A 12,479-nucleotide genomic window follows, 5' to 3' on the forward strand; every position below is an offset into this window, starting at 1 on the left:
TGGGGCACGGCTCCGGGGGTCAACGCCCCGGGGCCGTGCTCGTACGGCTGCGGGCCGTACGGGCACGGCGGGTCAGAAGCGGACGGGCAGCGTGCGCAGGCCGCGGATGAGTGACCCGCTGAGGTTCCACCGGATCTCGGCGGGATCGCAGTCCAGCTCGATGCCCGGCAGGCGTTCCAGCAGCGTCCCGAAGGCGATCGACGCCTCGAGCCTGGCCAGCGGCGCGCCCAGGCAGAAGTGGATGCCGTGGCCGAAGGCCACATGCCGGTTGTCCGCGCGGGTGATGTCCAGGACGTCGGGGCAGGGGAAGACCTCGGGGTCGCGGTTGACCGCGCCGAGCAGGATGTGGACCACGCTGCCCTTCGGGATGTGGACTCCCGCGAGTTCGAGATCCTCTGTGGCGAAGCGGAACGTGGCACGCTCGACCGGTCCGTCGTGCCGGAGGAACTCCTCGACCGCCGACGGCAGCAGTTCCGGCCGCTCCCGTAACAGCTTCAGCTGCTCGGGGGCGGTCAGCAGGGCCAGCATGCCGTTGCCGATCAGGTTGACCGTGGTCTCGTGCCCGGCGATGAGCAGCAGCGTCAGGCCCGCCAGGAGCTCCTGGTCGTCGAGCAGTTCGTCGTCGTCGCGGGCCAGGACCAGCGCGCTGACCAGGTCGTCACGCGGGGCGGCCCGCCGTTCGGCGATGATCGCGGTGAAGTAGTCGCCGACGGCGAGGTTCACCTCGCCGCGGTGCCTGGCCTGTTCCTCGTTGAGCGCGGGGCCGACGAGGGTGCCGGACCAGTCGCGGAAGGCGTCCTGGTCCTCGACGGGCACGCCGAGCAGTTCGCAGATCACCGTGATCGGCAGGGGGAAGGCGAAGTCGTCGAGCAGGTCCGCCCCGCCCCTGGGGAGCATCGCGTCGACCAGGTCGTCGGCGATCTTCTGGACGCGGGGGCGCAGGGCCTCGATCCTGCGGGGGGTGAAGGCCTTGGAGACCAGGCGGCGCAGCCGGGTGTGGTCGGGAGGGTCGCTGTCGAGCATGTTACCGGCCAGGATCCGGTTGTCGGCGTGGAAACGCGCGCGGAACGGCTCGGGCACCCAGGAGACGCTCTTGGCCAGGCGGGGGTCGTTGAGGGCGGGACGGCCGTGCTCGTAGTCGAGCACCAGGAAGGCGCCCATGCCGGGAGGGAAGTCGACCGGATGGACGGGGCCCTTCCCCCTGAGCGCGGCGCAGGCGGCGTGCGGATCGGGGCTCAGTATGAACTCGAAAGGTAACTTCTCCGGCATCGGCGCCCCCCGGGGAGATGGATCGGATCCTGTTCCCCTCCAGTCTGGCCCGGGAGGTCGCGGCTCGCCCGCCGTGTGCGAGATGGTGGCCGTGATGACCGGTATGTCGGTGCGAGCGAGCCTGCGACGAAAGGACCTCACCCCCGTCGAGGCCCTCCGAGGTGGCCCTAGGTGAGCTGAACGTCCTTGATGATCACCGGGATCTTGGGGGCGTTCGAGCCACCGTCGCCGGTGATGTCGTTGGGGTTCTCGATCCAGCCGCCCTTGTAGACCTTGTCGAGGATGTCCATGCCCTGCGTGACCGTGCCGAGGGGCGTGTAGTCGGGCTGCAGCTGGGCGGTCTCGTCCGACAGGGAGATCCAGAACTGGCTGCCGTTCTGGTTCGCCGCCTCGGCCGCCTGGGCCAGCGCGACCGTTCCCCTGGTGTAGGGCAGCCCGCCGAGGTTCTCGTCGTTGAAGACGTAACCCGAGCTGCCCTGGCCGTCGGTGGGGTTCTTGCCGTCGGCCTTGGCCTGCGGGTCGCCGCACTGCAGCAGGCCGAGCCCGGAGTTCTCCGGCGTGGCCAGGCGGTGGCACCTGGTGTTGTCGAAGAAGTTCTTCTTCGCCAGGAAGGCGAAGGAGTTGACCGCGCAGGGGGCCCGGTCCGTCTGGAGCTCGATCACGATGTCACCGAGGTTGGTGGTGATCTTCATGTTCTTCAGCTTCAGGTTGGGCTTGGCCGGGGGCATGCCCACGTACTTGGCCGGGCTGCCGCTGGTGTCCTTGCGGTAGGAGCAGGTCAGCTTGGCCAGCTCCGCCGAGGGGGTCGGCGACGGCTGCAGGGCGGGGGCCTGACTTGGGTCGGCCGCCGCGCTCTTCTCCGAGGAGACGGGGCGCTTGGGGTCGTTGCCGCCGAGGAGGTTCGTCGCGGCGAACAGGCCTCCGGCCACGACGACGACCGCGACGCCGGCTCCGATGAAGGTGTTCCGCCTCGACTTTGCGGTCGACTGCTGGGCGGTCTGCTGGGCCCGCTGGGCCTGCCGCTCCTTGTGCTCCCGCGCCAGCTGGCTCTGGCGGTCTTCGCCGCTCACCGCTTCGTCCTCCAGAATTGCTGTTCCATGACTATTGACTGGGCGAAAGCGTACCCGCCTCGGCGTGTGATGGATGTAAGTGACAGAATCCGTCAGATGGGGTAGGAGAGGAAGACGCGGGTGAAGTGCCGCGTTCCAGGTAGCGTTCACGGTGGGATCCCACCTGCACAGACGCCGCCGATGACCGGAGCCCCCCTATGTTCGACGAGATTCTGGGCCTGCCCGCCCACCCGCTGATCGTCCACGCCGCCGTGGTCCTGACGCCCCTGCTGGTGGTGCTGGCCGCCGTCTACGCCCTGGCCGCACGCACGCGCGCGGTGCTGACCTGGGCGGTCGTCGGGCTCGCGGTCATCTCGCCCGTGACGGTCTTCGCGGCCAGGCAGAGCGGTGAGGAGCTCAAAAGGGGACGTTTCTCCTCGGCGAGCGGGGAGCTCGGGCAGCGCGTCGCCGAGCACGAGAGCTTCGCGACCCCGTTGCTGCTGGCCGTACTGGCGCTCGGAGTGGTCTCACTCGGTCTCGTCCGGCTCACGCGTCCCGGGCGTTCGGAGAGCGCGCCCAAGGGGGTCGGGACGGCGCTGCGCGCGCTGACGGTGGTCCTGGCCGTGGTGGCCGGCTACTACGTGGTGAGGGCGGGCCACAGCGGCGCCGTCGCGGTCTGGGGAGGTTTCTGAGGGATCGGGAGCCCGCCCCCTGACGGTACTGTCTGAGCGTGGACAGCCTGTTCGACTCGGCGGCGGAGGAGGCCCACCGCGGCCATGAGCCACTGGCGGTGCGGATGCGCCCCCGTGGCCTGGACGAGGTGATCGGCCAGCGTCACCTGCTCGGGCCTGGCACGCCGCTGCGCAGGCTCGTCGAGGGCGAGGCCCCGATGTCGCTGTTCCTGTGGGGGCCGCCGGGCACGGGCAAGACCACCCTCGCCTACGTGGTCGCGGGGGTGACCAAGCGCCGCTTCGTCGAGGTCTCCGCGGTCTCCGCCGGGGTCAAGGAGGTCCGCGCCGCCATCGAGCAGGCCCGCCGCGAGCTGGGCATGTCGGGGCGGCAGACCGTGCTGTTCGTCGACGAGGTGCACCGCTTCAACAAGGCCCAGCAGGACGCCCTGCTGCCCGCCGTCGAGAACCGCTGGGTCACCTTCATCGGCGCGACCACGGAGAACCCGTTCTTCTCCGTCATCTCGCCGCTGCTGTCCCGTTCGCTGCTGCTGACCCTGGAGTCGCTGTCGGAGGAGGACATCCGCGGCGTACTCGAACGCGCCGCCGCCGACCCGCGCGGCCTGGACGGTCGGGTACGGCTGGCGCCCGAGGCGGTCGAGCACCTGGTACGGCTGGCCGGGGGAGACGCCCGCAGGTCCCTCACCTATCTGGAGGCGGCCGCGCTGATCGCCGAGGACGAGATCACCGTCGAGGTGGTCGAGCGCGCGGTCGACAAGGCGGCCGTGCGCTACGACCGCCAGGGCGACCAGCACTACGACGTGGTCAGCGCCTTCATCAAGAGCATGCGGGGCTCCGACGCCGACGCCGCGCTGCACTATCTGGCCAGGATGGTCGAGGCGGGGGAGGACCCCAGGTTCATCGCCCGAAGGATCGTCATCTTCGCCTCGGAGGACGTCGGCATGGCCGATCCCACCTGCCTGCAGGTGGCGGTGGCCGCGGCGCAGGCGGTCGAGTTCATCGGCCTGCCCGAGGGCCGCCTGAACCTGGCCCAGGCGGTCGTCCACTGCGCGCTCGCCCCCAAGTCCAACGCGGTGATCACCGCGATCGACGCCGCCGCCCAGGACGTACGGCGGGGCGACATCGGCCAGGTCCCCGCCCACCTGCGCGACGCGCACTACCCCGGGGCACGGGGGCTCGGCCACGGTGAGGGCTACCGCTACCCGCACGACTTCGAGCACGGCCTGGTCCGCCAGGACTACGCCCCCGCCGAGCTTAGGGACCGCCGCTACTACCGGCCGACCCGGCACGGAGCCGAGGCCGCCTTCGCCGACCGCTGGAGCAGGATCCGCGCCTTCCTGCGCGGCGGCCAGTAGCCCCTCAGGAGGGAGGCGCGCCGTCCTGCCGTCGGGCGCGAGGTCCGCGGCGGGGGAAGCGCACGGTCAGCAGCCTGGCGCGGGGGGCGACCCGGCGGGCCAGCGTGAACAGGGCGTCGGTGCGGGAGCGGTCGGCGTCAAGGTGGGTGAAGAGGTTGACGCCCAGGTAGAAGGTGATCGCGGCGTAGGCGAGGTCGCGGGGCGGCATGAGCCTGGCCAGGGGTGAGCCGCCGATGACCCGCTCCAGCGTCTGCTCGACGAAGTCGATCCACGGGTCGGAGCGTTTGACGATCTCCGCCCTGAGCTCGGGCCTGGCGATGCTCGCGCCGACGAGCTCGGAGAAGAGCGTGATGTGCCCCGCCTCCAGGTCGGCCCGGTAGATCGCGGTGGCGATCTCGGCCAGCTCCTCCAGCGTGCGGGCCCGCTCGACGGCTCTGCGGTAGTCGGTCATCCGCTGCTCGGAGGCGCGGTCGAGTGCGGCGAGCAGCAGCGGATCGACCCCGCCGAAGTGGTAGAAGACCAGCGCCGAGTTGACCCCGGCGGCCTTGGCGATGGTACGGGCGCTGGCCCCGGCGTATCCCTCGGTCCGCACGGTCTCGGCGGCGGCCTCGATCAGCCGCTCCCGGGTCTCCGCGCCCGCCTGCTTGTTCACTTCACCGCTCCCTTGCCAAGACGATCTCTTCGATCATACGGTTTAACCGACTGATTAAACCGACCGATGAAGAGGGTGGCCCCATGGATGACCCGTCCGGAAGATCACCGGACTCGGAACCGCTCCCCGAGGACCGGACCGAGCGCAGGGCACGCTGGAACCTCGCCGGTCTGCTCCTGGCCCTGTTCGTCGCGCTCCTGCTCTACCGGGTGCTGCACGCGGGCCACCTGGAGGAGACGACGCTCTTCTACGTCGGCCTCCCCGCCGTCATCGCCATCACGGTCGTGCTGACGAGCAAACCGAGGTCCGCGACCGGCGCGATCCTGGCGACGATCACCGTGGCCCTCGCCTTCGCGGGACCGTTGCTCGGCGAGGGGATCGTCTGCCTGCTGTTCGCGGCCCCGCTCTTCTACCTCGTCGGCCTGCTGATCGGGGCCGTCATCGACTACTTCGACCGGCGGGGACCCCACGCACTCGCCGCCCCGCTGGTGCTGCTCACGCTCGTCGCCGTGGGCGCGGAGGTGGCCGGACCGGCCCGTGACAACGCGGTCACCGCGGTGCGGGCGGCCCCGGGGACCGGGACGGAACAGGCACTGGCCGCCGTCCCCCGCTTCGGCCCGTTCGAGTCGGCGTTCCTGAAGATCGGCTTCCCCAGGCCGCTGGCGGCAACCGGCACCGGCCTCGAAGTCGGCGCCCTGCGGGAGATCACCTTCAACCCGCGCCGCTCCCTCGGCATCGGCGCCCTTCCCGAACCGCGTTCGATGACCCTCAGGGTGAAGGAACGCGGCCCGGGGCGGGTGACCTTCTCCGTGGTCCGCGACACCACGCTGACCCGCTGGCTCGACCTCCGCGAGGCGGAGTTCACCTGGGGGAACGGGAGGCTCGCGGTGACCCTGCGCTACCGCCGTACCTTCGACCCCGGCTGGTACTTCGGCCCCCTGCAGCGCTACGCCGTCGGCCAGGCCGCCGACTACCTGGCCGGGACCTTCGCCCGATGACGGGCGACCCCGTGCTGGTGCGCGGTCTGGCCCTCGCGGTACCGGTCGCCGCGGTGCTCGCGGCCACCTGGAGAGGCCGGGTCCGCCGGGGGCTCGGAGAACGGGACGCGGCCGCGGCGATCCTGGCCACGCTGTGGAACCTGGAGGCGCTCATCGCGGTGAACCTCCTCGCCCAGGACCTCGGCTGGTGGCGCTTCACCGCGGTAGGGGCCCTCTACCGGGGCGTTCCGATCGACCTGCTGCTGGGCTGGGCACTGCTCTGGGGCGCGGTGCCCGGCCTGGTGGCACGCCGGGCGCCGATCCCGCTGGTCGCCGCGTCCCTCGGCTGGCTGGACCTGGCGGTGATGCCCCTGGCCGAGCCCGTCGTCGTGCTCGGTGAGCACTGGCTCGCCGGGGAGGCGGTCGCGATGGCCGTCGCCCTGCTCCCCGGTTTGCTGGTGGCCTCCTGGACGGCCGGAGGCCGCCGCCTGCCCCTCAGGGCCGCCGCCCAGATCGTCCTCGCGGCCGCCGGGGGCATGGCGCTGCCCATCGTGCTGACCGGGGCGTGGCGGCAGCCCACGTGGGTGCTCGGCCTCATGGCGCAGGCGCTGGCCGTGCCCTCGCTGCTCGGGCTGGCCGCCGTACGGGAGTTCGCGCTCGCCGGCCGGGGGACGCCGCTGCCGTACGACCCGCCGGAACGGCTGGTGGTCACCGGGCCCTACGCCTACGTCCGTAACCCGATGCAGGCCGCGATGACGGGCGGCTACCTGCTGCTCGCCCTGCTCGACCCGGTGTTCCTGGCCGCGGCGCTGGTCGCCTTCGCCTACGGGGCGGGGCTGGCGGCCTGGCACGAGGGGGAGGGGCTCACCGCGCGCTTCGGCGGGGAGTGGGCCGCCTACCGGCGCGCCGTACGGGCGTGGGTGCCCAGGTGGCGGCCCGTCGCCTTCCCCGGGGCCGTCGCGTCCGTGTACGTGGCCACCACCTGCGGGATCTGCTCGCAGGTCGGCGGATGGATCGTCGCGCGCCGTCCCGCCGGGCTGCGCGTGCTCGCCGCGGAGGACCACCCCGCGGGGCTGCGCCGGATCACCTACGAGTCGGCGGACGGGCGCGGTGCCCAGGGGGTGGCGGCGATCGCCCACGTGCTGACCCACATCCACCTCGGCTGGGCCCTGGCGGGCTGGACGCTCATGATCCCGGGGGTCGGCCGGTTCGCCCAGCTCTGCATGGACGCCTTCGGGGGCGCGCCCAGGACCCTGGCCGTACGGAACGGGCCGTCGCCGGCGGGGAAGCCGGGCGGGTACGGCCGACCGCCTGGGCGTCGTGTCACGGTATGCCGGGGAAGCGGTTCGGGACGCGGTAAGGTCTTGCCTGTTCCAGCCGGGTCAACTAAGGAGATCGGCGCATGCTTACCGCAGGAGAGGTCGCCGGACTGATCGTCGCGATGGCCTGGGCGATCCTGGTCTGCTTCCTGGCCGTGGCGCTGGTCAAGCTGGCCCGGCTGCTGACCGAGACCACCAAGATGGTCTCCGAGCTGGGCGAACGTGTGGTCCCGCTGCTGGAGGACGTCACGGTCACCGTCAGCGAGACCAACCGCCAGCTGGTCGCCGTCGAGGCCATCGCCAAGGACGTCAAGCAGGTCAGCGGGCACGCCGCCAAGATCAGCGACGTCACCCAGACCCTGGTGACCGGGCCGTTGATCAAGCTCGCCGCGCTGACCCACGGCGTCAGGCGCGCCCTGTCGGCCCGCAGGAACGGCAGGCCCGGCTCCCGGGTCCTCGAAGGGCGGCGGCGATGATCCGCAGGCTCTTCTACATCTCCCTGGGCGCGTTCGGCGCCGTGTGGGCGATGCGTAAGCTGCAGTCACTGCATCCGAACCACCTGGCGCGCCGTGCGGTGCGCGGCGCCTCGGGGGTCCTGGACCAGGCCCGGGACTTCGCGGCCGAGGCGCTGGACGGCGCGGCGCAGCGGGAAACCGAGTTGCGCTCCCGATTCGGCCTCGACAGTGTTGAGAACACCTACACCTACCACGTAAAGGATGGCCGCTGACATGGAGTCGGCAGAGATCGCCCGCCGCTTCCTGCGCTTCTTCGAGGAGCGTGGGCACACCGCCGTGCCCTCGGCCAGCCTCATCGCCGAGGACCCGACGCTGCTTCTCGTCCCCGCGGGCATGGTGCCGTTCAAGCCCTACTTCCTGGGCCAGCAGAAGCCGCCCTACCCCCGGGCGGCCAGCGTCCAGAAGTGCGTGCGCACCCCCGACATCGACGAGGTCGGCAAGACCACCAGGCACGCCACCTTCTTCCAGATGCTCGGCAACTTCTCCTTCGGCGACTACTTCAAGGAGCGGGCGATCCCGCTGGCCTGGGAGCTGCTGACCAAGCCCGAGTCCGAGGGCGGCTTCGGCTTCCCCGAGGAGCGGCTCTGGGTCACCGTCTACCACGACGACGACGAGTCCTACGACATCTGGCACCACAAGGTCGGCATCCCCGCGGAGCGCATCCAGCGCCGCGGCCTGGCCGACAACTACTGGCACATGGGCGTGCCCGGCCCCGGCGGCCCCTGCACCGAGATCTACTACGACCGCGGTCCCGAGTACGGCAGGGACGGCGGCCCGATCGCCGACGAGAACCGTTACCTGGAGGTCTGGAACAACGTCTTCATGCAGTTCCAGCTCGGTACGGTGCGCAGCAAGACCGACTTCGACATCGTGGGCGAACTGCCCGCCAAGAGCGTCGACACCGGCATGGGCCTGGAGCGGATGGCCGCGATCCTGCAGGGCGTCGACAACATCTACGAGATCGACACCACCTACAAGATCCTCGACAGGGCCGCGGAGCTGACCGGGACCCGCTACGGCCGTGACGAGCGCGCCGACGTCTCGCTGCGCGTGGTCGCCGACCACGTCCGCACCGGCGTGATGCTCGTCGCCGACGGCGTGCTGCCCTCCAACGAGGGCCGGGGCTACGTGCTGCGGCGGATCCTGCGCCGTGCGATCCGCAACCTGCGCCTGCTGGGCGCGGGCGAGCAGCGCTACATGCACGACCTGACCGCGGTGACCATCGACGTGATGGGCGATCTCTATCCCGACCTCAAGGCCGACGCCCCGCAGATCCACGGCGTCATCGACGCGGAGGAGGCCTCCTTCCTCGGCACCCTGCGCACCGGCACCGCGATCTTCGACGCGGCCGTCGAGGAGACCAAGCGCAAGGGACGGGGCACCCTCGGCGGTGACCAGGCCTTCCAGCTGCACGACACCTACGGCTTCCCGATCGACCTGACCCTGGAGATGGCCTCCGAGCAGGGCCTCAAGGTCGACGAGGAGGGCTTCCGCAGGCTGATGAAGGAGCAGCGCGACCGCGCCAAGGCCGACGCCGCCGCCAAGAAGACCGGAAACGCCGACATCTCGGTTTTCGGCCAGATCCTGGAGAAGACCGGCAGGGTCGAGTTCCTCGGCTACGACAACGTGACCGCCGAGTCCGCGGTCATCGGCCTGCTCGTCGACGGGCTCCCGGTCCCCGCCGCGGGCGCGGGCACCACCGTCGAGGTCGTGCTCAGCCGTACCCCCTTCTACGCCGAGGGCGGCGGCCAGCTCGCCGACCAGGGGATCATCCGCACCGACGGGGCCGAGGTCGAGATCGTCGACGTGCAGTCCCCGGTCTCGGGCGTGATCGTGCACCGGGGCAAGGTCAGGACCGGTGAGGTCCGGGTCGGAGACCAGGCCCAGGCCGAGATCGACGTCGAGCGGCGCCGCGCCATCTCCCGCAGCCACACCGCCACGCACCTGGTGCACAGGGGCTTCCGCAACGCGCTCGGCGAGACGGCCGCGCAGGCGGGTTCGGAGAACTCGCCCGGCCGTTTCCGCTTCGACTTCACCGCGGCGGGCGCCGTGCCGCCCAGTGTGCTCCGTGACGTCGAGGACGAGGTCAACGCCATCCTGATCAACGACCTGAAGGTCAACGCCTTCCACACCTCCCAGGCGGAGGCGAGGGCGATGGGCGCGCTGGCCCTGTTCGGCGAGAAGTACGGCGAGACCGTCCGCATCGTTGAGGTCGGCGACTACTCCCGTGAGCTCTGCGGCGGCACCCACGTCGCGAGCTCGGGCCAGCTCGGCCTGGTCAAGGTGCTCGGCGAGGCCTCGATCGGCGCCGGAGTGCGACGGGTCGAGGCCCTGGTCGGCCTGGACGCCTTCCGCTTCCTGGCCCGTGAGAGCGTGCTCGTCGCCCAGCTCTCCGAGCAGCTCAAGGCCCGCAGGGAGGAGCTGCCCGAGCGGATCGAGGGCATCGTCACCCGGCTGCGCACCGCGGAGAAGGAGCTGGACAGGCTCCGTTCCGCCCAGGTCCTCGCGCTCGCGGGCGAGATGGCCGCCGGAGCACGTGATCTGGGCGGAGTGTCCGTGGTGACACACCGCGCGCCTGATGGCACCTCTGCGGATGATCTGCGTAAACTCGCCCTTGACGTGCGCGGACGGTTCCCAGGGGATCGCGCGGCGGTCGTCGTCGTCGCGGCGGTTCCCGCCGACCGGCCGGTCGTCGTGGCCACGGTCAACGACGCGGGCCGTGAGCGCGGCCTCAAGGCGGGCAGACTCGTCGGCGTCGCGGCCAAGGCCCTCGGCGGTGGCGGCGGCGGCAAGGACGACGTCGCCCAGGGCGGCGGGACCCGGCCCGAGGCGATCGGCGACGCGCTGGGCGCCGTCGAACAGGCGATCGCCCAGACACTCGCCTGAGCGGCCGAAGCCGGTGAGCCGCGCGCGGCTCTGAGGCGGAGGCGGAGAACATGATGAGAAGTGGCATCCGGCTGGGTGTCGACGTCGGCTCGGTCCGCATCGGCGTGGCCCGCAGCGATCCGTCCGGATTGCTGGCCACGCCGGTGGAGACCGTACGGCGAGGCAGAGGCGACCTCGACCGGCTCGCGGAGATCGCGGCCGAGTACGAGGCGGTGGAGATCGTCGTCGGCCTGCCGACCTCGCTCTCCGGCCGTGAGGGGCAGGCGGCGGGGGTGGCCCGCGAGTTCGCGGGCAGGATCGCCTCGCGGCTGGCGCCCGTCCCCGTCAGGCTGTTCGACGAACGGCTCACCACGGTCACCGCGCAGCAGGGGCTGCGCGCCAGTGGCGTCAGGGCCAGAGAGCAGCGCGGCGTGGTCGACCAGGCGGCGGCGGTCGTGCTGCTCCAGGCTGCCCTGGACAACGAACGGGCGACCGGCAGGCCGCCGGGCGTGGCGGCCGGTCCACCGGCAGGGCCGTCCTCCGGGTCGCCGAGAGGTTCTTCGTCCGGGCCGCCGGGCGCCCGGCGGCCCGGTGAGGAGAGGCCGAGCGGCGGGACCGGACGGTGAGCGGGCGGCGGCTGGCATGGCTGCTGGCCTGTGGCGCGGGCGCCGCGCTGCTCGGAGCCGGGGGCTATGTCCTGGCCAGGCCCTACCTCACCCCCGCCGACTTCGAGGGGCCCGGCACGGGAGCGGTCACCGTGCGGATCGCGCAGGGCGCGAGCGCGGGGGAGATCGCCGCGACGCTGGCCGAGGCGGGGGTCGTGGCGAGCGCGGGCTCGTTCGTCGCGGTGGCCGAGGAACGCGGGAAGGCGGGCAGCCTGTTCCCCGGGCACTACCGGATGCGCAAAGGCATGTCGGCCACCTCGGCACTCGACCTGCTGACCGAGCCCCGCTCCCGGATGGTGCGGCGTGTCGTCGTCCCCGAGGGGCTGCGTCTGCCGGAGCTGCTCGACCGGCTCGCGGAGGGCACGGGGATGCGCAGGGCCGACCTCGCCGGGGCGGCGAGGAACCTCCGGGCGCTGGGCCTGCCCGGCTACGCCAGGGGCCCCGAGGGCTTCCTGTTCCCGGCGACCTACGAGGTGGAGCCGGACACGACCCCGGCCGAGCTGCTCGGGGCCATGGTGGAACGTTTCAAGGACGCCGCCGCCGACCTGAACCTGGAACGGCGGGCCGCCAGGAGGGACCTGACCCCGCTTGAGGCCGTCACGGTGGCCAGCATCGTCCAGGCGGAAGGTGGGAGATACTCGGACTATCCGAAGATCGCTAGAGTGATCTACAACCGGATCAAGGCCGGTTCCCCCCTCCAGCTCGACACCACGGTGCTCTACGCGCAAAGGCGCAGAAGCCTCATGGTCTCGGAGAAGGACACCACGGTGCGCTCGCCGTACAACACCTATCTGAGGCCCGGCCTGCCGCCGGGCCCCGTCGCCAGTCCCGGGGAGAAGGCGCTGAGAGCGGCGCTTCGGCCTGGCCGGGGAAGGTGGTTCTGGTTCGTCACCACGGATCCGGCGCATAGAATCACGAAATTCACTGACAAAGAGAGTGAGTTTGTGAGATACCGGGAACAGCTGAACAGATACCTCGGGACGCACTGATGTCCGGCGGAACACCCCCCGTTCCGCCGCGCGCGGCGATCCACTCCGGCGGTCCGAACGAGGGCCAACGGCGGTCCGAGGTGTCCGGTCCGGGGCTCCTCCTCGGTTTGGCGGACCCGCTTGACGCCACGCCGT

General features: G+C 71.5%; 11 protein-coding genes and 1 pseudogene. 9 read left to right on the plus strand and 3 right to left on the minus strand.

The window, feature by feature from the left end:
- Positions 1-72: 72 nt before the first annotated feature.
- Positions 73-1,269 carry a cytochrome P450 family protein gene (locus ABT340_RS17085; RefSeq protein ID WP_352011691.1) on the minus strand — a complete coding sequence of 399 codons (1,197 nt, stop codon included), beginning with the start codon at positions 1,267-1,269 and terminating at the stop codon, positions 73-75.
- A 167-nt stretch (positions 1,270-1,436) separates the two neighbouring features.
- The gene (locus tag ABT340_RS17090; RefSeq protein ID WP_352011692.1) at positions 1,437-2,339 is read right to left on the minus strand and encodes a peptidylprolyl isomerase; all 903 of its coding nucleotides are present in this window, start codon (positions 2,337-2,339) and stop codon (positions 1,437-1,439) included.
- 197 nt (positions 2,340-2,536) lie between these two features.
- Here ABT340_RS17090 and ABT340_RS17095 point away from each other — a divergent pair, with 197 nt between their 5' ends.
- Positions 2,537-3,010 (plus strand): hypothetical protein, encoded by a 474-nt coding sequence (locus ABT340_RS17095; protein ID WP_352011693.1) that lies wholly within the window; start codon positions 2,537-2,539, stop codon positions 3,008-3,010.
- A gap of 38 nt (positions 3,011-3,048) precedes the next feature.
- Positions 3,049-4,362 carry a replication-associated recombination protein A gene (locus ABT340_RS17100; RefSeq protein ID WP_352011694.1) on the plus strand — a complete coding sequence of 438 codons (1,314 nt, stop codon included), beginning with the start codon at positions 3,049-3,051 and terminating at the stop codon, positions 4,360-4,362.
- A 4-nt stretch (positions 4,363-4,366) separates the two neighbouring features.
- Here ABT340_RS17100 and ABT340_RS17105 read toward each other — a convergent pair whose 3' ends face one another.
- Positions 4,367-5,014, minus strand: a complete 648-nt coding sequence (locus tag ABT340_RS17105) for a TetR/AcrR family transcriptional regulator (RefSeq protein WP_352011695.1) — start codon at positions 5,012-5,014, stop codon at positions 4,367-4,369.
- A gap of 83 nt (positions 5,015-5,097) precedes the next feature.
- Here ABT340_RS17105 and ABT340_RS17110 point away from each other — a divergent pair, with 83 nt between their 5' ends.
- The 7 genes and pseudogenes from ABT340_RS17110 (at position 5,098) to mltG (ending at position 12,344) form a co-directional block, all read left to right on the plus strand.
- Positions 5,098-6,012 carry a hypothetical protein gene (locus tag ABT340_RS17110; protein WP_352011696.1) on the plus strand — a complete coding sequence of 305 codons (915 nt, stop codon included), beginning with the start codon at positions 5,098-5,100 and terminating at the stop codon, positions 6,010-6,012.
- The gene (locus tag ABT340_RS17115) at positions 6,009-7,424 is read left to right on the plus strand and encodes an isoprenylcysteine carboxylmethyltransferase family protein (RefSeq protein ID WP_352011697.1); all 1,416 of its coding nucleotides are present in this window, start codon (positions 6,009-6,011) and stop codon (positions 7,422-7,424) included. The genes ABT340_RS17110 and ABT340_RS17115 overlap by 4 nt, the downstream gene beginning before the upstream one ends.
- Positions 7,394-7,786 (plus strand): DUF948 domain-containing protein, encoded by a 393-nt coding sequence (locus ABT340_RS17120; RefSeq protein ID WP_352011698.1) that lies wholly within the window; start codon positions 7,394-7,396, stop codon positions 7,784-7,786. The genes ABT340_RS17115 and ABT340_RS17120 overlap by 31 nt, the downstream gene beginning before the upstream one ends.
- Positions 7,783-8,037: a hypothetical protein gene (locus ABT340_RS17125; protein WP_352011699.1), complete on the plus strand. Its 255-nt coding sequence runs from the start codon at positions 7,783-7,785 to the stop codon at positions 8,035-8,037. Before ABT340_RS17120 ends, ABT340_RS17125 begins: the two co-directional genes overlap by 4 nt.
- A 1-nt stretch (position 8,038) precedes the next feature.
- Positions 8,039-10,711, plus strand: coding sequence for an alanine--tRNA ligase (alaS, locus tag ABT340_RS17130; RefSeq protein ID WP_352011700.1), 2,673 nt, complete (start codon positions 8,039-8,041; stop codon positions 10,709-10,711).
- 53 nt (positions 10,712-10,764) lie between these two features.
- Positions 10,765-11,229 (plus strand): annotated as a pseudogene (gene ruvX, locus ABT340_RS17135) (Holliday junction resolvase RuvX); the annotation flags it as partial.
- 83 nt (positions 11,230-11,312) lie between these two features.
- Complete coding sequence (mltG, locus tag ABT340_RS17140; RefSeq protein WP_352011701.1) at positions 11,313-12,344, plus strand: endolytic transglycosylase MltG; 1,032 nt, start codon at positions 11,313-11,315, stop codon at positions 12,342-12,344.
- Positions 12,345-12,479: the final 135 nt, after the last annotated feature.

It is taken from the genome of Streptosporangium sp. NPDC000239 (genome assembly GCF_040300765.1).
Classification (GTDB): domain Bacteria; phylum Actinomycetota; class Actinomycetes; order Streptosporangiales; family Streptosporangiaceae; genus Streptosporangium.

What these genes read in the sequence shown, in the direction of transcription:
- ABT340_RS17095 (WP_352011693.1), top strand. Translation starts at nt 2,537, where the DNA reads ATGTTCGACGAGATTCTGGGCCTGCCCGCCCACCCGCTGATCGTCCAC.
- ABT340_RS17120 (WP_352011698.1), top strand. Translation starts at nt 7,394, where the DNA reads ATGCTTACCGCAGGAGAGGTCGCCGGACTGATCGTCGCGATGGCCTGG.
- ABT340_RS17115 (WP_352011697.1), top strand. Translation starts at nt 6,009, where the DNA reads ATGACGGGCGACCCCGTGCTGGTGCGCGGTCTGGCCCTCGCGGTACCG.
- ABT340_RS17085 (WP_352011691.1), bottom strand. Translation starts at nt 1,269, where the DNA reads ATGCCGGAGAAGTTACCTTTCGAGTTCATACTGAGCCCCGATCCGCAC.
- ABT340_RS17125 (WP_352011699.1), top strand. Translation starts at nt 7,783, where the DNA reads ATGATCCGCAGGCTCTTCTACATCTCCCTGGGCGCGTTCGGCGCCGTG.
- alaS (WP_352011700.1), top strand. Translation starts at nt 8,039, where the DNA reads ATGGAGTCGGCAGAGATCGCCCGCCGCTTCCTGCGCTTCTTCGAGGAG.
- ABT340_RS17110 (WP_352011696.1), top strand. Translation starts at nt 5,098, where the DNA reads ATGGATGACCCGTCCGGAAGATCACCGGACTCGGAACCGCTCCCCGAG.